The sequence below is a fragment of the Sphingobacterium tabacisoli genome, assembly GCF_017908035.1.
GTDB classification, from domain to species: domain Bacteria; phylum Bacteroidota; class Bacteroidia; order Sphingobacteriales; family Sphingobacteriaceae; genus Sphingobacterium; species Sphingobacterium tabacisoli.
In genome coordinates, this window is record NZ_JAEQMU010000005.1 from 305923 (window position 1) to 332552 (window position 26630).

The following is a 26630-nucleotide window of genomic DNA, read 5'->3' on the forward strand; positions in this document are numbered from 1 at the left end:
AAAACCCCTCCTTTTGCAATAAAGGAGGGGTTTTTAATATACCGTGCTAATTTATTCCGATTTGTCCCGCAGGAAAAGCTCTTCCCTAAATTTAAACTGAGGAGTCAACCAATACATTAACACCACCCTCGAATACCGATAGTTAAAGGGAGCCATGATAAATGCCGCCAACAAGGCAACAGTAAGGTATAACCATGGTGACTCTAAATTGTGTGTAAAAACATAGGTCGCCACACAGGCTGCCACTAACTCTGCTACTACAAAGGCATAACTGACATACATCGCTACATAAAAATAGCCCGGCTCCTTCTCGAATTTCAAACCACAATGAGGACAATGGCTTTTCATCTTACGTGATCTAAAGCTGAATAAAGGTGCATTAAACATATCACCTTTCCGGCAACGCGGACATTTTCCATCCACAGCACTTTTAAACTCGCCTGGAAAACTATATTCCTTTGCTATTTCTTTATTATTTTCCATAATTATAATTTTTCTTCCTAAACTCTTCAGGAGTTAATCCTTCAATTTTTTTAAAGAACTTCGTAAAATAAGAATTATCATTGAAGTTCAATTCATAAGCTATCTCAGCAATCGAGAAGTTTCTTATCACAAGAAGCCGTTTGGCCTCAAGAATAACCCGATCTCGAATCACTTCACCAGCCGACATTCCCAACAGCTCTCTGCACAATGCATTCAAATGATTCGGTGTAATATACAACAATGCAGCGTAATCCTTAGGAAGTCTTAGCTCCCTATAGTTCAACTCAATAAGCTGCAAAAAATTACGCAACAAGGTATGATTATACCTATTCGCCTCAAAAGTAGTATCGCGTACCTTATCCGACTCCAACAAATGGAACAAATAGAGTAAGGATGCCGAAATAATTCCCTTATCACCTTGATAGGTCAACATCTTTTCTAACACACTACCCACCACTTCACGCTTATCAATATCTACAACAAATACCTCGTCTTTGACAAGCCCAGAAAAAAAGGAGAAAAGAGAAAGGTAATCAGGATTTATCAACAGGGTCTTGAAAAGATCCTTATCAAAGTTGACCACATAACCCTGCATATCACCTTCAAAACTCCACGTATGGATCTGCCCTGGAGACATAAAATAAATCTGCCACTTTTCAACTTCAAAAGCCTCAAAATCTATGGTATGTTGCCCACTTCCTTCCGTAAACAATAAAAAGTGATAAAAATTATGCCGATGCGGAAAGACGAGATTTTTATTACGGACCAGATAATCGCTCAACCTTTCGACTGTCACCTCGCCATTAATGCCACTCGACACTGTACATTGCTCGATTATGGGTACCCGTCCAACCATATACAAAAATACACTAATAATACCATTACTAATGGTGTAATTAGCTTATTAAATGGTACTTTTTAGAGATAAATACAATGTGCCTCCGCTAGCTACAAATAAATCGCCTGCTCAAACTCTCTAAACCGATTTCCCATCTTTTTCTTTAGTCGTTGACGGCTTTTCTTGACAGACTCTGTAGAAATACCCAATAAATTCGATATCTCTGTCACAGACAATCCCAACTTGGACAAAATAATATAACGCATATTAGAGTCTGTCAACTCTGGAAATTCGTGCTTTAAGTTAAGGTAAAAATTAGGGTAAGTGCTATCAAAAGACCTCTTGAAGCTCGCCCAGTTTTCATCTGTCAAAAGATGAGAATCTAAAATCTCCTTTAACAGACCCTTTTCTTTTTCTAAATAATAGGACTTAGAATCACCACTCCCATTAATCATCTGTTGTAATTCGTCTATCTGTCTATTTTTCTCCGTCAGATAGTCCTTATAAGATTCTAATGTTTCATGAGCGACCAGTAGCTTCTTTTCTGCAGCGACCTTTCGCAACTGTAGTTCCACTACAGTCTTTTCATACTGTACTTCACGCGCCTTTGCCGAACGCTTTAGATGAATAAAAATAGCCAACACCCCCAGTCCGATCAAAACGACCAACGAGCTAAGCACAATCCTACTGTATCGTTCTGTTCGGTAATTTGACTCTAGTTCTAAAATAGCTCGTTGCTTCTTTTCCTTGTCGACCTGCCACCTATTCTGCAATAGGGCACGCTCTCCATCCATCTCCACGACCAACCCCTCTAAGACCTCTAACTTCCTGCGGATCAATAGCTCTTCCCGTTCCTCATTTTGACGCACAGCAATATCAAGCTTCAGTCGATTTATCTCCAAAAGGTTCTTCTTGAGATACGTCTTAGAATTAGCATAGACTTCGGCTTTATTCAACATCTCCGAAGCCGCCGCAACACTATCCATTTTTAAGAGTATCTTAGCTTTCAGCACCTGTGCATACATGGTATTTTGCGCACTGTTATTAGCCTCGGAATGAACCAAATCTTTATTCATCAGTGTTAACGCTTCTTGATACTTACCTCGTCCTAAATGGATAAGTGCAATATTACCCAATGCCTTACCATAACGAACATAGTCTTTGGATTTGGCCGCCAAAGATTCTGCCTGTAAGAAATAATCCAATGCCGTCGTTGTATCTTGATTATACAAATGATATTGTCCTAAATTATCCAGCAACATCGCTCGCTGTTTTGGGGTCAGTATAGTTGCGTACCGATCTCCCTTCTCTAGGTAAGAGATAGCATCATCGTAATTACCTATCGTGCCAAAAAAGAACCCTAACTTTCTAAAGGTATCCTCCGGCAAAATAACAGACTCTTCGCCTAGTGTATCTATCAAGAATACCGCTTCCATAAAAAAGGGCAAAGCTCTTTCCGTCTGTCTAAAGTTATAGAAGTAGTACCCGTAATTAACTAAGCTCCATACCTTCATAATTGGCAAATCTTCCTTCTCAGCAAGCTCGACACTGTGCTGATAATAAGATTCACTATGAGGATTTAACCGGTCGTAATGTTTGGCCGAAACATTACCCAGAACACCGTAATAGGCAACGAGATTAGAAGAATCTCTCTTTTCAGTTTTGATCACTTCTTGTAAAAAACTCTCACTCTCCACGGTATCAATCGTCAAATCCTGTGTTCTAGACAGCATAGACCGAACCAAAGACTCACTATAATCGACATCTTCCCTTTTACTATGCGTGCGATCACAGGAGGAAAGCATTACAGCAACTATAAAAAAAAGAAATAGATTAGAGAGAAAATTTTTATGTCGCATCTACCTTTATTTTCAGCGTTATTCTACAAATAGTTTGGAAGTATTATATCTTCCAAACATAGATAAAATGCATGTAATTCACGAATAGCACCTCAAAAAAATCACAACTATAGACCACTGATCCCTTAAGAGAGAAAATTTGGACAAGTTAAATCCAATTACAATCCTTAAATTTACATCATGTCTCTACATAAAGATCCCGAACTTAAATCAGCAGTACTCAATCTTTCTCAAAAAGAGAAAGATAAGCTACTGATACGACTCATCGGCAAGGATAAGATGCTCTTAAAGCAATTACACTATCAACTTTTAGAAAACGAGTATGATCTTGAAAATAGGATTGAAGATTTAAAGGCCAAACTCGAGAATCTATTGCAGGATACCAGACAAAAAGTATCAAACACGCCTATCTTTTCTAACTACAAAACAATTAACAACCTACTGCGCCAAGCCAGTGGCTTGATCAATGAGCATGAAAAAGTGACCAAGGACAAGTTCAGCACAGCCGAATGCAGATTGTATATACTGACACAACCTTATCGGATGTATCCCAAACTATATGAAGCGAGTCATCTTCAAGTCGCCGAAAAACTGCACAAGTATATCAATGCACGGATTAAAACAACACTAAACAATATTGCAGCTCTACATGAAGATCTACAATTTGACCTTCAGGAGAACGTGTCTCTCGTAGAGGAAATAAAGGAAAGACTGGATTTAGTAAAGTCTTAAAGCTGTTAAAAATTACTAATTTTACCAAAAATTGTTACTCAAGTGGGGATTCAAGAAATTTTATCAAAATACACAAATACGGAGCAAATAACTTCACTCGTAAAAAACTTACAGCAAAAAAGCCCAAAAATTCACCTCAAAGGGTTGATAGGCTCCTCAGATGCCATGGTCGTCACAGCGGCTTATACCTTAGCAGAAAGGCCTTATGTATTTATTTTACCTACACACGAAGAAGCGTCTTATTTCCTCAGCGATTTGGAAAGTCTATTCGACCAGCAAATCTTATTTTTCCCTGCCTCTTACCGAAAAGCTTTTGAGTTTACACAAACAGATAGCGCCCACGTACTACAAAGGGCAGAAACCCTTAGTTCACTAAACCGTGGTACGGGACTCCCCAAAATTGTAGTCACCTACCCCGAAGCCATAGCCGAAAAAGTAATCAATCGAAGTGATTTAGAAAAAAACACGCTTCCCATTACCCAAAATACCAAACTCGGGATTGACTTTATCAATGAGTTTCTTTACGAATATGATTTTGAACGTGTGGATTTTGTATACGAGCCCGGACAATTTGCAATCCGGGGCGGAATCGTGGATATTTTTTCTTTCTCAAACGATCTCCCTTATCGGATCGAATTCTTTGGTGATGAAATAGAAAGTATTCGAACATTCGATATCGAGTCTCAGCTTTCTGTCAATAAAATACACACGGTAACTATTGTACCCAATGTCCAAGCAAAATTTTTGACCAACAACCATATATCACTACTCGAATATATTGATAAGGAGGCTGTAGTATGGATTAAAGATGTACAATTCACGTTGGATATTATCTCCAATGGATATAAAACAGCCTCTCAGTTTTGGAAAGCACTATCGGAGGCAGATGTAAAAAACAACCCCGAATGGCTAGATCCTAGATTTACATTTACCGACGATAAAAATTTCAGCGCGCTCCTTTTCGAATTCCCAAATGTGGAGTTTGGTAAACAGTTTTTCTTTAAGGCCGACCACACAATACAGTTTGACACACATCCACAACCTTCATTCAACAAGGACTTCAACCTACTGATACACAATCTAAAGGAAAATGAATCGAAGAAGATCAGTAATTTAATCTTTTCCGACTCGCCCAAACAGGTCGAACGAATCTATGCCATCCTCGACGACTTGGATAAGACTGTCTCTTTTACACCGATCTACAAAGCCCTGCGTGAAGGCTTTCGTGATGACCATATCAAGCTCGCATGTTATACCGATCATCAAATATTTGACCGATACTATAAGTACAAGCGAAAAAAGGGATACGAACGTTCTCAGGCGATTACACTAAAAGAACTGAGGGATTTAAAACCTGGAGATTACATCACCCATATCGATCATGGTGTCGGAAAGTATGCGGGTCTGGAGAAGGTAGATGTAAACGGAAAGACCCAAGAAATGATCCGCTTGATCTATGCAGACAATGATTTGCTCTATGTCAACATCAACTCTTTAAATCGGATTTCAAAGTATTCAGGCAAGGAAGGAACCGTTCCAAAGATGAATAAGCTGGGAACGGATACCTGGGACAAATTAAAGAAAACGACTAAGAAAAAAGTTAAAGATATAGCTCGGGATCTCATCAAGCTCTACGCAAAACGTAAGGCACAGACAGGAAATGCGTTCAGCCCGGACACCTACCTGCAAAAAGAACTTGAGGCATCTTTTATCTACGAAGATACACCAGACCAAGAAAAATCCACTGCAGATGTCAAACGTGATATGGAATCGCCTCATCCAATGGATCGTCTGGTCTGTGGAGATGTTGGGTTTGGAAAGACAGAGGTAGCCATTCGAGCGGCATTCAAAGCGGTTGCCGACAGTAAGCAGGTCGCAGTCCTCGTACCGACAACAATTCTTGCCCTGCAACACTTCCGCACATTCTCCGAACGATTAAAGGGATTACCTGCAAACATCGACTATATCAACCGTTTCAAAACAACAAAACAGATAAAGGAAACCCTCAAAAAGCTAGAAGAAGGGAAAATCGACATTATTATAGGTACACACCGTCTGGTGAGCAAAGATGTCAAATTCAAAGACCTTGGCTTAATGATCATTGATGAGGAGCAAAAATTTGGCGTCTCCGTTAAGGAGAAGTTAAAAGTCATGCGCGCTAATGTGGACTCTTTGACATTAACAGCGACACCAATACCGCGCACGTTACATTTCTCACTCATGGGAGCTAGAGATCTAAGTATCATCTCTACGCCTCCGCCGAACCGCCAGCCGGTACAGACCGAATTGCATGTATTCAACGAAACACTCATCAAAGAAGCTGTTGCTTTTGAATTGGAACGGGGAGGTCAGGTATTCTTTATCCACAATCGGGTAGCAGACCTCAAACAACTTGGATCTATGATTCAAAACTTAGTACCGGGAGCTCGGGTAGGCGTTGCACACGGTCAGTTAGAAGGTGATGACCTTGAAGATGTCATGTTAAGGTTTATCAATCACGACTTTGATGTCTTAGTCGCTACGACTATTATCGAAGCCGGTTTGGATATTCCAAATGCCAACACAATTATCATCAACCACGCCCATATGTTTGGGCTCAGCGATCTACATCAGATGCGTGGCCGTGTAGGACGTTCTAATAAAAAGGCTTTCTGTTACCTACTCAGTCCGCCGTTATCAACACTCACTCCGGAAGCTTACAAACGTCTTTCTGCTATCGAAGAGTTTTCTGAACTCGGCTCAGGCTTTAACGTCGCAATGCGTGATTTAGACATCCGTGGGTCTGGAAATCTATTGGGGGCCGAACAATCTGGTTTTATCGCAGAGATAGGATTTGAAATGTATAATAAGATTTTGGACGAAGCCGTACAAGAACTTAAAGATGATGAGTTTGGTGATCTTTTCGCTGACGAACAAAACAAAAAATACGTCACCTTTACCCAGATCGACACCGATCTAGAAGTATTGATTCCAGACGAATATGTCACCAACATAGGTGAGCGCTACAATCTATACAATGAGATTGCTAAGCTAGAAAATGAAACGCAACTGCGTGCATTTGAACAAGAACTGGAAGATAGGTTCGGCGCGATTCCAGAACCGGTATTCGAACTATTTAATACACTTCGATTACAATGGCTGGGTAAAGAGATTGGATTTGAAAAGATTTCATTTAAAAAACAAACACTCAAGGGCTATTTCGTAAATAGCCCGAAATCTACCTATTTTGAATCAAATCAATTTGGCAAAGTATTGGCCTTTGTACAAAAGCATCCAAGTATCAGTAATTTAAAAGAAGTGAAGGGCCAGCTAAGAATAGCTTTGAGCAACATCAATACCATTGACTATGCTCTTAATCTTCTAAAAGAAATGATATAAGTAAAAGAGAGAAAGGTTCTGCCTTTAAAACGGTTTAAGATAAAACAGAAGGATTGGGTATCTATTTGCTCGATACTTCTGTTTTCTTTAAAAAACAAACATCTATCAGGGCTGAAAGGACAACAGCCAGTATACTCGCCACAATGTCATTCCAATCAAATGTTATTTTGTCCAACCATACATTTACCGCTTCATGCAAAACTGAATATACGACAATAAATAAAGACGCATTTAGTCCATTATACCCTTTCAGAATTCTTGTAATAAAAACATACAATATAATGGAACCCAAAAAATTGGGCAATGAATTCAATATTACCCTTACAACCGTCCAGTCAGGATACTCAACCCGAATGTAAGGGCGTAGGAAATGCCTATTAAAAGCATAAAACCCCGTTAGCAAAACGATTAGATACGTATGCCATTTTTTATAAAAATAAACATCAAAATTCATACGTCTTCCTATGATACTTCAATATTAAAAAATAAAAAGGACCGAACCAAAAATGGTTCAGCCCTTTTATCGTGTCTTACCACCAGCCCATATCACAACCAGTATAGTAAGCTAATGCAATCGGCCCTCCAATTGCGATTCCTACTGCACGGCCAAATAATTTAGCTCCGGCTTTTGATCCTGCATCACCACCGTTGCAGTCGATCATTTCTTGTTCATTTAAATTTTCCATTTCAAGTATCATTTAATTATCTTCCTAATAGACCATCACGAAATTCTCTTGGATTTTCGATTGCACTTACAATACCGTAAAGCAACAAACCTCCTAATACTGTTGGCCAGATACCACCATCAACCATTTTCATTTCTTGCGAGTCCAACTCTTGGACGCCAAGATCATTTAATTTTAAATTCATCATTTTTCTATATATAAATTGTTTAAATTTTCTGATTTACCTTCACAGTATACCCTCCTCCTCTACCAGTACTCTCCAACAGGATATCGAAAGTGATATAGCTCCCTGCCAAACTAACACCACCCTGTATCTCTAAAAGTTCTTTTGCTGTTAAATTTTCCATACTATTCATTCTTAATAACTACTATTTATTCTGTTGTACTCTACCTTATTTTCTTACTCAAAATTATTTTCTGACAATGCACAAAAAAAGCATTGATATTTTATTTTTTATTTTTTTCAAGTCAATCAACCCCTTAGGAAATACAGTCTCCAAAGAGCCATCAACCGGACCAAAGACACAACCGTCAACAGGCACGACAGTTAGGATTGGTTGCTTATCCAAAACGTTTCCTTTATTATCTATCTTAATTGAAACCATATTTCCTTTATCCTTAATTTCTATATCAAAGATCCATTGGTTCAATGCTCAAAAAAAGCAGTGTAAAAATATTTTTATCGGTATACTCAAATTCTTAGAAATAGAACTGAGACAAACAATTGTAATCAGGTGGTGCAGCTAGCTCTGCCAGTAATCTATCGACATTTGGGATTGCCGTGAACAGGATTATAACTGTAAGCGAGGAAGAAAACAACTAAATAGAAACGGGGTTTAATATCGCTATTAAACCCCGCTTTTTTAGATTAAGGAATACTACTTCAGTAACTCCGCCAACTTAGCCTCTAAAGCCTCTCCACGTAAATTGGATGCAACTATTTTACCATCTCTATCCAACAAGTAGTTTTGTGGAATACCACTAATGGCATACAGTTCTACCACAATTGACTTCCATCCTTTCAGGTCGGACACATGTTTCCATTGTCCCAACTTATCTTCCTCAATAGCGGCTACCCAAGCGTCCTTCTTTCCTGGATTGTCCAGGGATACACCAAACACCGTAAATCCCTTATCTTTAAATTTGTTATAAGCGGCGACTACATAAGGGTTTTCATGACGGCACGGGCCACACCACGATGCCCAAAAATCAACAAGTACATATTGTCCTTTCAGTGAAGAAAGCGCAATCTCATTTCCTTCGGGATCAGGTAATGTAAAATCAGGCGCAGGCATTCCTACAGCCAATTTGCGCATGGACTCAATTTTAGCACTCACGCTTTTACCTTTTGTTGTAGCTTTTAATGCTGGAGATAATGCCTTAAAGTTTACTTCCAACTCAAGTACATTCTCAGGGCTTATTTTTTCATCTAAAAGCGTAAGCGTTACATAACTATTGGGATTCGCTTTGATATATTCATTATCAATCCCTTCCTGTTTTTTATAAATTTCCTGTGCTCGTTCCTGTAGGGAGGCAATAAATGCTTCATCACCTTTCTGCTCATCAGTAGCAGCATAAAATTCGCTATTCAAAGCATCCATAGCTACCGACAATTCTTTACCTGCTATTTGATACTTTGCAAATTCCTCGTTGATGGAATTACCAGATACTTTTGCTTCTTTCAAGGTATTCCCAACGACAGATATTACTCCTTTAGAAAGATACAAAGAGCCAAAATCCGGAGCTTGGAGCTGACGGAGCGCCTTACCTTCCGGGGACAATATCAAATAAGCTTGCAATGGTTCATTGACAACACCATTGAACTTAAATTCTCCATTTGAAAAAGAGGCAGAGTCAAGTTTTTCCTGACCATTGTCTCTATACTGCATATACACCTTAGCAGGAGCATTAAGATTTCCGATTTTACCCTTTATGGTATATTCTTCTTGAGCAAAAATAAGCGTAGGAAGCACCGCAATACTACACATTAACATTTTCTTCATCTTCATCATATCTATATTTAACTAACTTACCGTAATCATTTTCGGCTTTACCATCGGCCACTAGCACCACCGCCACCAAAACCGCCGCCACCAAATCCTCCGAAGCCACCGCCTCCACCACCGCCGAAGCCTCCTCCAAAACCACCATCTCTATCAGAGCCACCCCTCGAGCCACCTAATCCACTTAACAACATCCACCAGAAAAGATCAGAAGATCCCTTACCATCGATTACCCGTTTTCCTTTATTACGCCCACCTCCTCCTTTGGAGATCAAAGAAATAATAATAAAAATAATAATGATGACAACCACACCGCCTACACGGCCTCCTTCCGATTCGGAAGAAGCTTTAGGTTCGGCTTTATATTCACCTTTGGTATAGGAGATAATAGAGCTGGTCGCATTGTTCAATCCACCGTAATAATCTCCCGAACGAAAAGCCGGCTTGATATCATTTTCGATAATTCGATAGGCAATAGCATCCGGCAACGCTCCCTCTATACCATAACCTGTTTGAATCGTAACAGCACGATCCCCTATGGCAGCCAATACCATTATACCATTATTATATTTTTTACTTCCTACTCCCCATTTTTGAGCTAGACGAACGGCATAATCAGCGACATCGTAACCATCTGTAGAATTGACCAATACTACCGCTATCTGTGTAGAACTGCTATCCTCAAATGCTACAAGTTTACGTTCCAACGCCTGGATCTCAGACGAAGTCAACGTATTTGTATAATCAGTAACCAGCGTTTTTGATACAGCAGGAAAATCCTGCCCAACTGCTACCGATACACAGGCAAGCATCAGTGCAGGCAAAATAACCATTTTTAAAATCAACGAATAGAAGATTTTCCTGACATTTTTCATTGAAATAGTTTTTTTGAGTATTTATATTCTTCTCTAATTAAGAGAAATATCGGAAAGAGATTAGACATGTTTATTGCCCTATTGTTAAGGCTATTAAAAGCAGGAAATTTCCCGAAGATATACATGGTTAATTCCTTCCAAAATAAACCTCATTCGGCAATTCGTTGATGTCGTCCTCTTGTCTTGGAAAGAAACGATGCAACTGTTCTCCTGCCTCATGTATCCCTTCAACCAGCCCACCAAAAAAATTCCCGGTTCTAAAATAAACCAACATTTTCTCTTTGGTAGTTTCCCAAAAATCATCACCTACACGATTATTGATACCAATATCGCCTATAATAGCAAATTGATGATCCACGACTGCCAAATAAATCAATACCCCATTTCTAAGCGAGGTCTTGTGCATATCCAACTCCTCAAAATATTGCGAAGCCTTATCCAGCACAGCAACATCACCCACCACGTTCTCAATAACAATGCGGATCTCTCCCGAAGTTCGATTTTCGGCAACACTGACCGCGTGTGCTATTCGTTCCTGCTCCTCTGTATTTAAGATAGACATACTATGCCGATTTAAAGTCTATAAAAAAGAAAGATGAATACTGGACACCAATACCCATCTCTCCTTTTTAAGTATAAATAATTTTAACAACACCCTAGAAAGATACTGTTGGTGCTTTATCAGCCCCTTCTGTAGCCTGGAATGTACCTTTTGATTTGAAACCAAACATTCCAGCCATAATATTATTCGGAAAACTTCTTACCGTTGTATTATAATCCTGTACAGCTTCATTATAAGCTCTCCGCTCTACAGAGATACGGTTTTCTGTCCCTTCCAATTGTGCCTGCAACTCTTGAAAACTCTGATTTGCTTTTAAATCAGGATAAGCCTCTACGCTGACCAACAGACGACCGATAGACTGTGACAAAGCGTCCTGAGTCTTTTGAAACTCGGCAATGGATTCCTCTGTCAGGTTTTCTGGATTTACGCTAACCGAAGTGGCCTTAGCTCTAGCCTCCACCACAGCAGTCAATGTTCCTTGCTCATGTTGAGCGGCCCCTTTCACAGTCGAAACTAAATTTGGAATCAAATCTGCACGGCGTTGATACGCATTTTCTACCTGCGCCCATTTAGCTTTAACATTTTCGTCCTTAGACACCATCGTGTTATACCCGCACGAACTAAAAGAAAGCGCAGTAAACAATCCAACAATTGCAATTAATAGTCTTTTCATGTGTTTTTAATTTGTATTTCTTTTGCCACACAAAGTACATGACTGTACTCTGATATGCATTTTTTTAACAGAATAATTTGTTTTCTACTGTTCTTAAAGCTGTTCAACAATAATTTGCCCATTTACAAGTTTAAGCTCCTCAAACCCTATACAACTTTAATCTAGTTTTTTAAAAATACAAATTACTTTTTAATTTCAAACTAGACAGACAAAGCTAATGCCAACTTTTTAATATAGATATATATCTGCTAAATTGTTACTTTTGCACTTATTGTGGGATAAAAACCCAACTTAACACACTATGCAGAAAGAGATTGAATTGGCTGTAAGCCCGGATTTTATACACGACGAAAACTATATTATCCAACAAGGTGCCGCCAAATTAAAAGTAGACCGTAACCGGATTAAAGGTATACATGTCCGCAAGCGCTCTATAGACGCCAGAGCGCGTACAGTGGTCTATAGACTACGGGTGGTATATTTCATAGATGAAACTCCGATACCACTACATTTCAAGTCTAATTTACAGCATATCAAAGATGCCAAGCCTGTTATTATTATCGGCGCAGGTCCCGCCGGGCTGTTTGCCGCATACCGCTGTTTAGAGGTGGGTCTCAAACCCATAGTTCTGGAACGAGGAAAATCTGTCCGGGAACGCCGAAGAGATCTAGCGAAAATAAACAGAGAGGGGGTTGTTAATCCCGACTCCAATTATTGTCATGGGGAGGGAGGTGCAGGAACCTATTCCGATGGTAAATTATACACCCGATCAGACAAAAGAGGAGATGTAAACAAAGTGCTTTCTATCTTTGTAGAACATGGAGCCGACGCGGATATTCTTGTCGATGCACGTCCCCATATCGGTACCAATAAACTGCCCCATATTATTGAGGATATGCGCGAACGTATCCTTGAAATGGGAGGAGAAATACATTTTGACAGCAAGGTCGACAATATACTTACCCAATTTGACGAAGTCACTGCCGTAACAACTACCGATGGAAAACGTTTTGAAGCTAAATATATTATTTTAGCGACAGGCCATTCTGCGAGAGATATTTATGAGTTATTCCGAGCAAACAATTGGCACCTGGAAGCCAAACCTTTTGCATTGGGCGTACGGATAGAACATCCGCAAGCGATTATAGACCAAGCACAATACCATTGTAGTACGCGTCATGAAAACCTGCCTCCGGCATATTATAGCCTAGTCGAGCAGGTCAATGGAAGAGGGGTATTTTCATTCTGCATGTGCCCCGGAGGTATCATAGCTCCCTGTTCGACTGAGCCTAACGAAATTGTAGTAAATGGCTGGTCCCCCTCTAAGAGAAATAACCCTACTGCAAATTCGGGAACAGTCATACAGATTAACCTTGAAGACGTCCCTTCATCCGCTCATGATCCTTTTGCACTATTGGATTTTCAACGCCAAGTGGAACAAAAAGCTTTTAATCTAGGAGGAGGACGCTTGGTAGCTCCAGCGCAACGAATGGTAGATTTTGTTCAAAATAAGATCTCGAACGACCTTCCTCAGAATTCATATATGCCAGGCACAAAATCAGTTGACCTCAACGAAGTTCTTCCTGATTTTGTACACCAAGCTTTACGTGGAGCACTTCCAATATTCGGAAAAAAGATGAAAGGATACTATACCAATGAAGCGATATTGGTCGGTGTAGAATCCCGCACTTCATCACCGATACGAATCCCTAGAGATAGAGAAACCTTACAACATACGCAAATTAAAGGTTTGTATCCTTGTGCAGAAGGAGCAGGTTACGCTGGTGGAATTGTCTCTGCCGCAATTGATGGTATCAACTGTGTTGATGCAATCCACAAATTGCAATAAGTATTTTATTTTTACCCTTGACAGGCATGCTAAAATAGCTTATTTTTGTATCACAAAACAAGCGAAAGTAGCTCAGTTGGTAGAGCACAACCTTGCCAAGGTTGGGGTCGCGAGTTCGAATCTCGTCTTTCGCTCAAAAGGCTTCATCAAATTGATGAAGCCTTTTTCTATAATACCTTACTCCATTTTAACAACAAAATTTATAACCGATTTTATTCTCAGGATGAAAGATTTACGATTTTGCATATAAATTTGAATTACGTATGTTTGAGGAAAACTTAAAGTATGAATCAAATTATAATTTTACTATTTATATTTCTATCAGTAGCCCAATCTGCACAAGCCCAATTTTCCTTCCAAACATTTCACGAGAAAGATGGAACTGAAATAAAAGATGAACAAAAATCTCATTTTGTCCGCATTATTAACTTTCCTTCCCAAAAAGGAGAGCCTTATTTTGTCCAGGAATATTTTACTAAAACAGACAGTTTAAAACTATACGGTGCATACAATGACCTAGATAGAAAACAATATGTCGGAGACAAAATTGAACTGCACGAAAATGGTAAACTAAAATCGAAAGAAAAACGTGCCCATGATGGACAACTAATTGATACGGCCGCCTATTATCATAAAGATGGTAAACTCAAATTAGCTTTTTGGTACCCATATCAAGTGGATAAATCAAATAAGGTAACGGTTACTGACACCTTAATACTAATCTACAGAGATTCTTTAGGTCAAACCTTACTTACAAACGGGAACGGCTATGCTGAGGTTATAGAGGACAAAAATATTATCTCCAAAGGACACTTTAAAGATCACAAGAGAACAGATGACTGGAGTGGCTCTTTTAACAACGGAAGATATACATTTACGGAAATCTATAATGAAGGCAAACTCATATCAGGTATTACAACAGACTCTACCGGGACAACCTACCAATATGATCAAAATAACTTTATCATCGAACCAGAATATCCCGGCGGTCTAGAAAGACTAAGACAATTTCTAGCGGATAACTATCGTTATCCTACAGAAGCAATCACACACGGTGTAACAGGCACAGTACGTATCGTTTTCACTGTAGATGAAAAAGGTAATATCAAAGATATAAAAGTAAAAGAGGATATAGGCCATGGCACAGGTATGGCTGCTATTCAAACATTAAAAAGCGCAAAAAAATGGAAACCAGGGATAATACGTGGAGTAACTGTACCCGTTGGTTTTACACTTCCTCTGAGGCTAAACCTTACTAAACTATAGCAAAAAAGCAATAAAAAAGCGTTCTTCAACTCAGTCGAAGAACGCTTTAAATATTAAACTACACTACTATTAATTATTTTTTATCTAAACCTTTTGCTACCAAATTCTCTACGTAGACACGTACGACATCATTAGAGAATCTAGAAGTCACATCAAATGCGAATGCATGAACTAACAGCGTACGCGCCGACTCCTCACCAATACCTCTAGCTCTTAGGTAGAAAAGAGCCTCATCATCAAATTGTCCCATTGTACAACCGTGCGAACATTTTACATCATCTGCAAAAATCTCTAACTGAGGCTTTGTATTGACAGTAGATTTGTCACCGATCAACATATTGTTATTTTGTTGGAATGCGTTTGTTTTTTGGGCATCTTCACGAACAAAAATTTTCCCATTAAAGACAGCAGTAGACTCGTCTTGAGGAATGTTTTTGTACCACTCATAAGATTCACAGTGTGGTTTCATATGATCTACAACAGTATGATTATCCACCAGCTGTTTGTCTGCCAACAAATTAATTCCGTAAAGGTGCGACTCTACATTCTCTGCATCCAAACGAACATTAATATCGTTACGCACAAAAGAAGCTCCTGGGAAATTACAATTATAATTGTTATAAAGACTATACTTTGATTGATAGATCTCCGTGTGATTTATATAAGCGCCAACAGCAGAAGCAAGTTGCAAATAATAATGTTGCACCTTGGCATTTTCGTCCAATACAATCTCTGTTACTTTATTCTGCAGGTTTTTTGCGGCACCATCTAAAGTAATAAATGATTCAATAATTTCAACTTCTGCATTTGCCTCCACTACGTAAAGGTTTCTAGTCTGCGCAAAGAAATCACTGCTTCCCGTTGCCACATGGACAATCTGAATAGGCTTAGAAACAATCTTGCTCTTCCCTACAGATAGATAAAGTCCAGAAGTATGCAAAGCGGTATTCAAAGCCACGACCGCACTACCGGTTTTATCGGCATGCTGTGCAAAGTGTTTTTGAAAATTAGCCTCTGCCGAAGCTTCCTCGATAGGTTTGACTGTCAAACCTACCTCATCTTCTAAAGAAGAAAAAGCAAGCACATATTGCCCATTAATCAACACAATACGATGCGCATCCAAACCAGGAATATCTGCCTGACTTAAATCCAGATTTGAAACATCCACATCCTCATTCAATAAATAAGGCTTATTGACCAGACTATGGATATTTGTATATTTCCAATCCTCATTCTTCACCGTAGGAAAACCCTGTTGCTCAAATTGAGTAAAGGCCTCTTGCCGTATATCTTTTAACGATGAAGGTTCATTAGTTGACTCCAGCTCTTGAAAAGCAGAAGCTAACTGTTCGAATAAAGAATTTGCTACTATAGTACTCATGTTATCTCTTATCAACCCGCCTCTTAATAATTCTGTGGAAGCAGGTTTATTTTTTGTAAATGGGCAGAACCAATATTCAATGCCCTCTTATATATTCCGATTAGCCTTCTTGTGTATCCAATTCTTTAAGCCAATCGTATCCTTTTTCTTCCAACTCCAATGCCAACTCTTTCGTTCCAGTCTTGACGATGCGTCCATTGTACAATACATGTACAAAATCAGGAACGATATAATCCAACAAGCGTTGGTAGTGCGTAATTACTACAAATGCATTATCCTTTGAGCGCAATTGATTCACCCCGTTTGCGACAATACGTAAAGCATCAATATCCAAACCTGAATCTGTCTCATCCAAAATAGATAATTTAGGATTCAACATAGCCAGTTGGAAAATTTCGTTACGTTTCTTCTCACCTCCAGAAAACCCTTCATTTAAAGAACGATTCGCTAGATTAGCAGAAAATTCAACTAACTGTTGTTTTTCTTTAACTGTTTTCAAGAACTCCTTTGCTTCCATCGGAGGTAAGCCCTTGTACTCGCGGATATCATTTACCGCAGTTTTCAAGAAGTTGATGTTAGATACACCTGGTATTTCTACAGGGTATTGAAATGCCAAAAACAAACCTTCACGAGCTCTATCCTCTGGAGACAAATCCAATAAATCAACACCATCCAGGGTCGCTTCACCATCCGTCACCTCGTAAGAGTCTCTTCCTGCTAATACATTTCCTAAAGTACTCTTTCCAGCACCGTTAGGGCCCATAATAGCATGAACTTCACCTGGTTTTACCTCTAGATTTAATCCTTTTAATATTTGTTTGTCTTCGATAGACGCATGTAAATTTTTAATGCTTAACATTATCTTAGTATTGAGTATTGAGTATTGAGTAACTAAATCTCCCGCTCAATTTTTATTTTTAAACTTATCTATATAATTATCTATTACCCTACAGATCCTTCTAGAGAGATAGCGATCAATTTTTGTGCTTCTACCGCAAATTCCATTGGCAACTGATTTAACACCTCTTTAGCGTAGCCATTGACAATCAAACCTACCGCTTTTTCAGAATCGATACCACGTTGATTCAAATAGAAAACCTGGTCCTCTCCGATTTTGGAAGTAGTAGCTTCATGCTCGAGTTTAGCTGTCTTGCTCTTATTTTCGATATACGGAAAGGTATGTGCACCACAACGGTCTCCAATTAACAAAGAATCACATTGTGTAAAGTTGCGCGAATTGTCAGCATTAGGGCCTATTTTCACCAATCCACGGTAACTATTGTGGCTTCTTCCAGCAGAAATTCCTTTCGAAATAATTTTGGATTTCGTGTTTTTACCCAAGTGAACCATCTTCGTACCCGTATCAGCTACCTGGAAGTTCTTGGTCATAGCGACAGAATAAAACTCACCTACCGAGTTATCCCCTTTAAGTATAACTCCTGGGTATTTCCATGTGATAGCAGAACCTGTCTCTACCTGTGTCCAAGATATTTTTGAATTGTCACCCTTACAGATACCACGTTTGGTTACAAAATTGAAAATACCACCTTTTCCTTCTTTATCTCCAGGATACCAGTTCTGTACAGTAGAATATTTGATCTCTGCGTCTTTCATAGCAATCAACTCGACAACTGCCGCATGCAATTGATTCTCATCACGCATAGGCGCCGTACATCCTTCTAGATAAGATACGTAAGACCCTTCATCTGCAACGATAAGCGTACGTTCAAACTGTCCGGTATTCTGCGCATTGATTCGGAAATAAGTAGAAAGCTCCATAGGACAGTGTACGCCCTTAGGAATATAAACAAATGAACCGTCAGAAAACACGGCTGAGTTCAATGCCGCGTAAATATTATCTGTTTGAGGAACTACAGTTCCCAAATATTCTTTAACCAGCTGGGGATATTCCTGTACTGCTTCACCAAAAGAACAGAATATTACTCCTTTTTCTTTCAACTTTTCGCGGAAAGTAGTCTTTACAGACACCGAGTCGAAAACGGCATCAACAGCTACAACACCTGCTAATATTTTCTGCTCATCTAAAGGAATCCCTAATTTTGCGAAGGTCTCCAATAATTCGGGATCAACTTCGTCCATACTCTCCAATAGCTTTTTCGGCTTTGGGGCAGCATAATAAGAAAGGTCTTGAAAATCGACTTCTGGATTTTCGAAATTCTGCCACGTTGGCATCTTCATTTTCAAGAAATGTTGGAAAGCTTTCAATCGCCATTCTAGCAACCATTCTGGCTCGTTTTTCTTTGAAGATATCAGGCGAATAGTGTCTTCATTCAGTCCCTTGGGAGCAATGTCCATCTCAATATCGGTCGTAAAACCGTATTTGTACTCCTCCTGCTCCAGCTCTTTCAGTAATTCGTCGTCTTTGGTACTCATAATAATCTTCCCTTTTACTGAGTAGGCAACCCCCACTCTATTATAGGACTACAAAGCTACGACTTAAATAGCAATTAAATAGCATATTTTCATCAGGCAAGCCCTGTAAATCCCAATTTTGTGACAAAGATCACCTTTTTTTGTGCTTAGCACGCTTTCGCGTCTTTTTTTTGACAAAGAAATGATTCCAACCGTCAAAAAATAAAGTAATCCGTTTTCCCAAAAAGTATAGATATCCCTTGCTAAATTTCCTGTTATCATTCAAAAATAATTCCTATTTTTATATGACATAATTAGTATTAAAATTCACTTTTGAACGAAGAATATCAAATCTTTGGAAAGGTGAAGCTAGATTAAAACGGAATTATGCCTAGTTATTTTTTGCCTAGCAGATTCGCAAATGCAAACCATTTTATTTAAGTTTACAAATTGAAGTAAAATAACCCTATGTCTTATCAACCGGATAAATTAGATTTAAAAATATTACGGCTGTTGCAGGAAAACGGAAGAATTACAAACCTCCAACTTGCAACAAACATTGGTTTGTCTCCTGCTCCTACATTAGAACGAGTACGGAAACTGGAAAACTCAGGATTTATCAAAAGCTACCACGCCTTTGTTGATGAAGAAAAACTGGGCCTGGGGATAAAATCCTTCATCCAAATTTCTTTAGATTTCCACACACACAATGCCATTCCTGAATTTGTAGAAGCTGTAAAAGCAATACCAGAAGTCACAGAATGTCACCATGTTACTGGAAATTGCGATTTTATTCTAAAAGTTTACGTCAAAGATATCAAGGCATACGAGGGAGTTATTATGGAAAAGATTGCTAAAATCCCATTTGTAAAAACTTTCCAAACGATGATGATTATGTCAACCTCAAAAAAAGAGCCTATAGTACCACTAGAATACTAAGCTGAATGCAAGAGCAAACCATACCATACAACGACTTTGCAATAATTTTGACCTGGCCCGACGCCACTATCAGAGGCGATGAAAAATGGATGATGTTTTTCAAAAAAATCGGGATAGTTAAGAATCTCAATTTTAAGGTGGGCCATACTGGTATTGTCTTAATAGACCACAGAAATGGCAACATGTTGTTCTATGACTTTGGTAGATATATCGCTCCGCGAGGCTATGGCCGTGCAAGATCACAATTTTCCGACCCATTGCTTGAGATCAAACTCAAAGCTAAGTTTATTGAGGGGAAAGTCAATAATTTGCAGGAGATTGTAGAACATTTCGAAGATCTCAAACCAGCCATGTATGGTGAAGGTAGACTGTTACTGTCTGTTGTGGACGGCATCAATTTTTCAATGGCGCGGGCCTACGGAGACCACTGTGTGATGCAGGGGACTTATCCTTATGGTGCGGTGGCCCGTAACAATAACAATTGTTCTCGCTTCATCACGAGAATGCTCATAAAATCCTCACAACGCTTTCACCTTTGGCATACGATTAATCTTCCAGAGACTATCAAATCCAGTCCTGTTAGTAATTTAGTCAACACGGTCAGTGACAGAATGATTTACTCTTACACACCCGAGGATGGCCTTAATCATTTTCGGATGAATAGATTCCAATCCTTCTGGTTCTTGGTAAAACAACTCGGTGACAATGTCTTTCAAAAAAAGGCAAACTTACTTCCTACGGATCAAATTATCGGCGCCGTGCACTATCGTTCGAAACCAATCAGTATTCCCAAAGATGCGATGTATCTAGGTGGGGTTGGAGATGGTGCTTGGTATACCGTGTCTCCCCAAGAGGACAAACACCTTATAATAAAGCGGTTTACAACATCTGGAAAATTGGAGTATGTGGTTCTGGGTGAAGCAGAAGATGCTTTTGAACCTACAGAATCATATCAGATCACATACGACAGCAATCTGCTCGTTACACATATTCTCCAACAAGGGAACAAACTTCGTATTAAGCATATCAAGCAACTCGAAGCAAAACAGTACACCTACAATCATATTCAAGAAAGATACGCCTAATCAAGCTGCCAGTCAATAGATCCACGCCCATGCTGTTCGAGGTAAGCATTGCTTTTGGAAAAGTGCTTGGATCCAAAAAAACCACGATACACTGAAAGAGGAGAAGGGTGCACGGCCTTTAAGACCAAATGCTTGCTGTGATCAATCAACATCGATTTCTTTTGTGCATACGATCCCCATAACACGAAAACAACGTGGCTCAACTCTTTAGAAATCTGAGCTATCACCTGATCAGTAAATTCTTCCCATCCTTGCTTTTGATGAGAAGCGGCCTGATGTGCCCGGACTGTAAGTGTTGCATTGAGTAACAAAACTCCCTGCGCTGCCCACTTTGTCAGATCACCAGATTTTGGGTAAGAAAAACCGGGAATATCTGTAGTAAGTTCTGCAAAAATATTCTTCAAAGAAGGCGGATGCATGATTCCATTTGGGACAGAAAAGGACAATCCATGAGCCTGCCCTACATTATGATAAGGATCTTGCCCCAAAATCACGACTTTCACATCAGGAAGAGCGGTCAGCCGGAAAGCATTAAAGACCTGTTCCTGTGGAGGAAAGACAACGTGTTCACGGCGTTCCTGCTGCACAAATGCAGATAGATGACGCATACGCTCCTGTTTAAATAGTGGTTTTAACAACTCATCCCAACTTTCATCAAATAGCTTTTCCATGTATCCAAACTTAGATAAAATGCCTTATATTAACGAACACCTGATCAAAAAAATAAACACTAATCTGCGCCGCGTAAATTCTTATGGTTATGCTTTCTCTTGTAAAACGACTGCTTTAAAGTGGACTCTCCGGAAATGACGGAAATATTGCCATCTTCTTCAAACATCGCCAACTTCACGTCCTTAATATGCTCTACACCATGTTCCCGCATGGCCTCATACAACTCATCCGCCGATATCCCAATCTTACTCAGCATATCAAAATCGGGCTTCCCCTTATGTACCAGCACTTGAGGCTTCTGTTCCACAATTTTTTGGAAAAACTTATTCTTCAACACGACTCTTTTGATAAAGAAATTAACAAGAAAAAGGACAAGCGCAGCCAGCAAACCTCCCCCTAAGCTTGTATCATCCCCTACCATTGCATTCTGCACAGCATTACTGATCAGCAATATCAAAATGACATCCACTGTGTTAAGTTGTGAGAGTTCCTTCTTTCCAAAAACACGGATCGCGATCAGCATGAAAAGGTAAACCGCTACACAACGGACAATAACATTCAAATATATTTCCATCGAATTTCCTTTCTACAAGATAAGATAAAAATTACAAATCCTATTTCCTTACCTTCCGTATTCTTATAAAATAGTATCTAAAAAAGCTTGGAGGGCATCAAAACATCCATTTGAATACTTTTATACGTCAAACCTGTTGGATAACACCTTAAATTAACAGATATTTGCATCTATAATATAGTTATAGATTAAAATGTCAAATTTAGTACGTATAATTCTAAGTAGCCTCCTATTAATAGGTACTGTGGCTCTTTTTTGGTTTGGTCACTGGGGCTGGGGGATTTTAGGAATATTAATCACTATTCTTGCCTGGGTTACCGTATTTTTCAATGAGAACATGCTTATAGCGCAGTGGTATTTTAGAAAACAAGATATCCCCAATGCAGAAAAATGGCTAAATAAAATTAAAAATTACGAATCACAGCTTATCACGGCTCAACACGGATATTACCACCTGCTACTGGGCTTAATTGAGTCTCAACGAGCTCCAATGCAGTCTGAAAAATTCTTTAAAAAGGCACTTTCTTTAGGTTTACATATGGATCATAATATAGCCTTAGCAAAATTAAGTCTAGCTGGGGTAATGATGGCTAAAAGAAACAAGCGGGAAGCTGAAAAGCTTCTGCAGGAAGCCAAGAGAGCCGATAAGAACAAATTGCTAGCAGATCAGATTAAAATGATGAAAGATCAAATGACGATGATGGATAAGCAACAATTCCGTTATTCGAGATAACAAAAAAGAGGCAATCTATTTTAGATTGCCTCTTTTTTGTTATAAGTCTATTATTATCTCCAAAAACTTGCCTTGCTCAGAACTATCTTCAAAGACCAATTTACATTGTTGAGGCATCCCCCATTGCTTTTTCCAGCCTGTGCTTTGAATAGTCAACTTCACAGGACTATCTTCCTCCAATAAATAATGTAAGTAGTTCTGTCGGTCCTTCGCCTGGAGCCGAACCTTCCCCATTTGCATCAAGTCATATAAATAAACCTGACCTTTTGAATCAACAATACCTGAGGCAAAACTATTAAGCTTAAACTCTCTAGTGCCCCTTTCATAAGATATAAGATAGAGCTCAACTGTAGCAGTATCCCCTTTTGCTGATAAGGAAACTCCTTTTACATCGATCTGTATATCGTCGGCCAGAACAGGCCCTTCGTCCACGCTTTGTCCAAAAGAATAAAACGTTACAGTGGATAAAACAAACGTGATAAATATAATTATCGTTCTCATTAACGTAAGCGATCAGCAGATTTAATTAATTTTTCATCCTTACGGATACCACCAATAGCCATTGCCAGAAATATGATGGCAATAGGTAACAGGAAAAAACCTACACCTATATTCTGCGCTCCAAAAGATTGAGAAATTAGACTTAAGGTATCTGTTGCGGATACAAATAGCCAAATTCCAAATAAACAAATCAGGACGATTTCCACAAAAATCAGTGTTAATTGTCTCTTTCTATTCTTATATAGAAATATGGTCACTATAGGTATAAATCCTAATACAGCGGTTGCAATGCTTTGCAATAAGTAACTCTCCTGTTTAACACTTTCGTTGTTGACCGCAGCGTAGGAACCGGTCACTAAAAGCTTCTTGCCCAATCCAACCAAATCGGTATAGTTTAAATAGGGAAAAACAAATAACCCAAGAATAACAACTGCGGCCAATAACAACCAGATGGACTGAATACGTTGAATCATAACTTTACTTTCTTATTATAACGCAAACTTATATAAAATGCTTTGCATTCACCAACACCTAATGAAAAAGCACTATGCAATCTCTAAAACTATTATTATTATCTTTGTTCTGTGGAGGGAAAAAAACGTTTTTTTATGGAGATAGCCTATGATGGCAGCTCATATCATGGTTGGCAGGTCCAACCTAACGCAATATCAGTACAAGAGAAGCTCAATCATGCTTTACACACCTTGACCAGAGAAAACATGGAAACTACAGGAGCTGGAAGAACGGACACAGGAGTGCATGCGAAACAGCTATTCGTACATTTCGATAGCGAAAATCCTCACTTTTCATCTGCGTTAGAAAAGTTCAAACAGTCTTTAAATGCCCTGCTTCCATACGACATAGCGATCAAAAGAGTTTTTGAAGTATCCCCTGATGCTCACGCACGATTCGATGCGACATCCCGTAGTTACGAGTATCATATACATATCCACAAAAACCCCTTCTTCATCAATAGGTCATGGCACGTACGCGCACTTCCAAATATCGACAAGATGAACGAGGCCGCTCAATATCTTTTGGGCACAAAAGACTTTTCATGTTTTAGTAAGTCAAACACCCAGGTCCATACAAATATATGTACTATCACCGAAGCACGTTGGATACAACAAGGAGATACTGCTGTATTTAAGGTTACGGCAGATCGCTTCCTAAGAAACATGGTACGGGCTATTGTAGGTACACTCCTGAAGATAGGCTCACAGGACCTACCGACTTCCTACCTCACAGATGTACTTTCGAGCAAGGATAGATCAATGGCTGGCACCTCAGTCCCCGCCCATGGATTATACTTAACCCAAGTTCTTTACCCCTACGTATGAGTAGGCCTCTACAAATCACATACCCTTAATTGATTCGGATGAAAAAGGAGAAGATAACAGGCAGCACCTATGACAGCAGACTGCTCAACAGACTAGCAAAGTATATGCGTCCCTATAGCAGCACTTTTTGGGTATCGGTCATACTAACAATCCTTTTAGCTGCAGTAGCTCCAGCGCTCCCCCTTCTGATTGAACATACGTTGGACAACTATATCCTCAATGGCCAATATGATGGACTAAATACCATGTTGGCACTGATGATTCTACTTTTGGTATTGCAGACTATAATACGCTACTTCCATACGTTGATGACAAATACACTGGGACAGTCGGTCATTCGGGATATACGCATCCAGGTTTTTAACCATATTACCAATCTCCGGCTTAAATACTTTGATAATACGCCTATAGGAAGGTTAATTACCCGAACTATTTCCGACCTGGAAACCATAGCTAACATATTCTCAGAAGGCTTGATACAGATTATTGGTGATCTATTGCAGTTGGTCGTGATTCTGGCCGTGATGTTCTACACGGATTGGAGGCTCACATTGATTGTATTGGTACCTATGCCATTGATGATAGCCGCAACCTATGTTTTTAAAGAAGCCATGAAATCTGCTTTCCAAAGTGTAAGGTTATGGATTGCAAATTTAAATACCTTCTTACAGGAACATATTTCAGGCATGGCAATCATACAATATTTTGCCCGGGAGGACCAGGAAATGCGCAAATTTGAAGCTATCAATAAAGAACACCGCAATGCACACATCCGTGCAAACTGGTATTTTTCTATTTTTTTTCCTGTATTAGAAATAATTGTTGCCATAGCCACCGGATTATTAGTTTGGTACGGTTCTAAGCAGATCATTGCAGACATTATATCTCCTGGTGTTGTGGTCGCATTCATTATGTATATCAACATGATATTCCGTCCTATCCGTGAGTTGATCGACAAGTTCAATACCCTGCAGATGGGAATGGTCTCTGCAGAACGGATATTCGATATTTTGGACACAGACGAGTTTACGCCTAATACAGGCACCCTAAAAGACAAGGAAATAAAAGGAGCCATCGAATTCAAAAACGTATGGTTTGCCTACGATAATGAAAAATGGGTATTGAAGGATGTGAGCTTTAGCGTCGCTCCAGGAGAGACACTAGCTCTCGTAGGGGCCACAGGTGCCGGCAAATCTTCTATAATCAGTATATTAAGCCGGTTTTACGAGATACAAAAAGGTCAAATATTGTTGGATGGAATTGATATTAAAGAATATGATCTTAACTTTCTCCGCACCAACATTTCTATCGTATTACAAGACGTCTTTCTATTCTCGGATACGGTCAAAAACAACATATCATTAAATGATTCAACCATCCCTACAGAAAAAATTATTGATGCAGCAAAAAAAGTTGGAGCTTTTGATTTTATCAACAGGTTACCTAACCAATTTGATTATGAAGTACAGGAACGGGGTGCTACATTATCTGCAGGTCAGGCGCAGCTGGTTTCCTTTATTCGGGCACTGGTACACGAACCAAAGATCCTCGTTCTAGACGAAGCTACATCATCAATAGATACCGAAACAGAGGAAATGATACAAGCGGCCATAGACAACCTTATGGACGGCAGAACGGCTATCGTTATAGCACACCGTTTGTCCACTATCCAAAAAGCAGATAAGATTATCGTTCTGGATAAAGGCGAGGTAAAAGAAATCGGTTCACATCAGGAACTCCTAATAATAGATGGATATTACAAAAAGCTATACGAGCTACAGTTCAACTCGACAGGTATATAAAAAATCCCCTAAGTCGAGCAAAGGGG

Annotated in this window: 26 protein-coding genes and 1 tRNA gene; 10 read left to right on the plus strand and 17 right to left on the minus strand. The window is 39.2% G+C overall.

Going from position 1 to position 26630, the window contains the following annotated elements; genetic code table 11:
- Positions 1 to 51: 51 nt before the first annotated feature.
- From JKG64_RS18160 to JKG64_RS18170, 3 genes are all read right to left on the minus strand, one after another.
- A complete protein-coding gene (locus tag JKG64_RS18160) occupies positions 52 to 483 on the minus strand; it encodes a DUF983 domain-containing protein (RefSeq protein WP_210355682.1) in 432 nt (143 codons plus the stop codon).
- Positions 473 to 1339, minus strand: a complete 867-nt coding sequence (locus JKG64_RS18165) for a helix-turn-helix domain-containing protein (protein WP_210355683.1) — start codon at positions 1337 to 1339, stop codon at positions 473 to 475. The genes JKG64_RS18160 and JKG64_RS18165 overlap by 11 nt, the downstream gene beginning before the upstream one ends.
- Positions 1340 to 1431: 92 nt before the next feature.
- Positions 1432 to 3180: a tetratricopeptide repeat protein gene (locus JKG64_RS18170; RefSeq protein WP_210355684.1), complete on the minus strand. Its 1749-nt coding sequence runs from the start codon at positions 3178 to 3180 to the stop codon at positions 1432 to 1434.
- A gap of 180 nt (positions 3181 to 3360) precedes the next feature.
- Here JKG64_RS18170 and JKG64_RS18175 point away from each other — a divergent pair, with 180 nt between their 5' ends.
- Positions 3361 to 3912 carry a hypothetical protein gene (locus tag JKG64_RS18175; RefSeq protein WP_210355685.1) on the plus strand — a complete coding sequence of 184 codons (552 nt, stop codon included), beginning with the start codon at positions 3361 to 3363 and terminating at the stop codon, positions 3910 to 3912.
- Positions 3913 to 3954: 42 nt separating this feature from the next.
- The gene (gene mfd / locus JKG64_RS18180) at positions 3955 to 7290 is read left to right on the plus strand and encodes a transcription-repair coupling factor (protein ID WP_210355686.1); all 3336 of its coding nucleotides are present in this window, start codon (positions 3955 to 3957) and stop codon (positions 7288 to 7290) included.
- 530 nt (positions 7291 to 7820) lie between these two features.
- Here the strand turns inward: mfd and JKG64_RS23210 are convergent.
- From JKG64_RS23210 to JKG64_RS18210, 7 genes are all read right to left on the minus strand, one after another.
- Positions 7821 to 7952: a hypothetical protein gene (locus tag JKG64_RS23210; protein ID WP_262897780.1), complete on the minus strand. Its 132-nt coding sequence runs from the start codon at positions 7950 to 7952 to the stop codon at positions 7821 to 7823.
- A gap of 40 nt (positions 7953 to 7992) precedes the next feature.
- Positions 7993 to 8163 (minus strand): class IIb bacteriocin, lactobin A/cerein 7B family, encoded by a 171-nt coding sequence (locus tag JKG64_RS18185; protein WP_210355687.1) that lies wholly within the window; start codon positions 8161 to 8163, stop codon positions 7993 to 7995.
- 19 nt (positions 8164 to 8182) lie between these two features.
- Entirely contained in the window at positions 8183 to 8323 is a 141-nt protein-coding gene (locus JKG64_RS18190; RefSeq protein WP_210355688.1) for a hypothetical protein, read from the minus strand.
- Between the two features lie 531 nt (positions 8324 to 8854).
- Positions 8855 to 9979, minus strand: coding sequence for a TlpA disulfide reductase family protein (locus JKG64_RS18195; RefSeq protein ID WP_210355689.1), 1125 nt, complete (start codon positions 9977 to 9979; stop codon positions 8855 to 8857).
- A gap of 47 nt (positions 9980 to 10026) precedes the next feature.
- Complete coding sequence (locus JKG64_RS18200; RefSeq protein ID WP_210355690.1) at positions 10027 to 10854, minus strand: TPM domain-containing protein; 828 nt, start codon at positions 10852 to 10854, stop codon at positions 10027 to 10029.
- 127 nt (positions 10855 to 10981) lie between these two features.
- The gene (locus tag JKG64_RS18205) at positions 10982 to 11416 is read right to left on the minus strand and encodes a TPM domain-containing protein (protein WP_210355691.1); all 435 of its coding nucleotides are present in this window, start codon (positions 11414 to 11416) and stop codon (positions 10982 to 10984) included.
- 94 nt (positions 11417 to 11510) lie between these two features.
- Positions 11511 to 12089: a LemA family protein gene (locus tag JKG64_RS18210; protein ID WP_210355692.1), complete on the minus strand. Its 579-nt coding sequence runs from the start codon at positions 12087 to 12089 to the stop codon at positions 11511 to 11513.
- A gap of 301 nt (positions 12090 to 12390) precedes the next feature.
- Between JKG64_RS18210 and JKG64_RS18215 the strand changes: the two genes are divergently transcribed.
- The 3 genes from JKG64_RS18215 (at position 12391) to JKG64_RS18225 (ending at position 15204) form a co-directional block, all read left to right on the plus strand.
- Positions 12391 to 13938: an NAD(P)/FAD-dependent oxidoreductase gene (locus JKG64_RS18215; RefSeq protein WP_210355693.1), complete on the plus strand. Its 1548-nt coding sequence runs from the start codon at positions 12391 to 12393 to the stop codon at positions 13936 to 13938.
- A 61-nt stretch (positions 13939 to 13999) separates the two neighbouring features.
- Positions 14000 to 14072 (plus strand) — tRNA-Gly (locus JKG64_RS18220).
- Positions 14073 to 14223: 151 nt separating this feature from the next.
- Positions 14224 to 15204, plus strand: coding sequence for an energy transducer TonB (locus JKG64_RS18225; protein WP_210355694.1), 981 nt, complete (start codon positions 14224 to 14226; stop codon positions 15202 to 15204).
- Positions 15205 to 15277: 73 nt separating this feature from the next.
- Here JKG64_RS18225 and sufD read toward each other — a convergent pair whose 3' ends face one another.
- From sufD to sufB, 3 genes are all read right to left on the minus strand, one after another.
- Positions 15278 to 16585: a Fe-S cluster assembly protein SufD gene (sufD, locus tag JKG64_RS18230; protein WP_210355695.1), complete on the minus strand. Its 1308-nt coding sequence runs from the start codon at positions 16583 to 16585 to the stop codon at positions 15278 to 15280.
- Between the two features lie 100 nt (positions 16586 to 16685).
- A complete protein-coding gene (gene sufC / locus JKG64_RS18235; RefSeq protein WP_210355696.1) occupies positions 16686 to 17444 on the minus strand; it encodes a Fe-S cluster assembly ATPase SufC in 759 nt (252 codons plus the stop codon).
- An 83-nt stretch (positions 17445 to 17527) separates the two neighbouring features.
- On the minus strand, positions 17528 to 18979 hold the full coding sequence (gene sufB, locus JKG64_RS18240; RefSeq protein ID WP_210355697.1) for a Fe-S cluster assembly protein SufB: 1452 nt from the start codon (positions 18977 to 18979) through the stop codon (positions 17528 to 17530).
- A 447-nt stretch (positions 18980 to 19426) separates the two neighbouring features.
- Here sufB and JKG64_RS18245 point away from each other — a divergent pair, with 447 nt between their 5' ends.
- Positions 19427 to 19897 (plus strand): Lrp/AsnC family transcriptional regulator, encoded by a 471-nt coding sequence (locus JKG64_RS18245; protein WP_021071083.1) that lies wholly within the window; start codon positions 19427 to 19429, stop codon positions 19895 to 19897.
- A 5-nt stretch (positions 19898 to 19902) separates the two neighbouring features.
- Positions 19903 to 20982, plus strand: coding sequence for a DUF6695 family protein (locus JKG64_RS18250; RefSeq protein WP_210355698.1), 1080 nt, complete (start codon positions 19903 to 19905; stop codon positions 20980 to 20982).
- Here JKG64_RS18250 and ung read toward each other — a convergent pair.
- The gene (gene ung / locus JKG64_RS18255) at positions 20979 to 21653 is read right to left on the minus strand and encodes a uracil-DNA glycosylase (RefSeq protein WP_210355699.1); all 675 of its coding nucleotides are present in this window, start codon (positions 21651 to 21653) and stop codon (positions 20979 to 20981) included. The genes JKG64_RS18250 and ung overlap by 4 nt on opposite strands.
- Before the next feature lie 59 nt (positions 21654 to 21712).
- Positions 21713 to 22228, minus strand: coding sequence for a DUF421 domain-containing protein (locus JKG64_RS18260; RefSeq protein WP_210355700.1), 516 nt, complete (start codon positions 22226 to 22228; stop codon positions 21713 to 21715).
- Positions 22229 to 22421: 193 nt separating this feature from the next.
- Here JKG64_RS18260 and JKG64_RS18265 point away from each other — a divergent pair, with 193 nt between their 5' ends.
- Complete coding sequence (locus JKG64_RS18265; RefSeq protein ID WP_210355701.1) at positions 22422 to 22961, plus strand: tetratricopeptide repeat protein; 540 nt, start codon at positions 22422 to 22424, stop codon at positions 22959 to 22961.
- A 39-nt stretch (positions 22962 to 23000) separates the two neighbouring features.
- On the opposite strand, the gene JKG64_RS18270 is transcribed toward JKG64_RS18265, so the two are convergent.
- Together JKG64_RS18270 and JKG64_RS18275 are read right to left on the minus strand one after the other, a co-directional pair.
- The gene (locus tag JKG64_RS18270; RefSeq protein ID WP_246512665.1) at positions 23001 to 23462 is read right to left on the minus strand and encodes a hypothetical protein; all 462 of its coding nucleotides are present in this window, start codon (positions 23460 to 23462) and stop codon (positions 23001 to 23003) included.
- Positions 23462 to 23935, minus strand: coding sequence for a DUF4293 domain-containing protein (locus JKG64_RS18275; RefSeq protein WP_210355702.1), 474 nt, complete (start codon positions 23933 to 23935; stop codon positions 23462 to 23464). The genes JKG64_RS18270 and JKG64_RS18275 overlap by 1 nt, the downstream gene beginning before the upstream one ends.
- 135 nt (positions 23936 to 24070) lie before the next feature.
- Between JKG64_RS18275 and truA the strand changes: the two genes are divergently transcribed.
- Both truA and JKG64_RS18285 read left to right on the plus strand, forming a co-directional pair.
- Positions 24071 to 24802 (plus strand): tRNA pseudouridine(38-40) synthase TruA, encoded by a 732-nt coding sequence (gene truA, locus JKG64_RS18280; RefSeq protein ID WP_210355703.1) that lies wholly within the window; start codon positions 24071 to 24073, stop codon positions 24800 to 24802.
- A 38-nt stretch (positions 24803 to 24840) separates the two neighbouring features.
- The gene (locus tag JKG64_RS18285; protein ID WP_210355704.1) at positions 24841 to 26604 is read left to right on the plus strand and encodes an ABC transporter ATP-binding protein; all 1764 of its coding nucleotides are present in this window, start codon (positions 24841 to 24843) and stop codon (positions 26602 to 26604) included.
- Positions 26605 to 26630 lie beyond the last annotated feature (26 nt).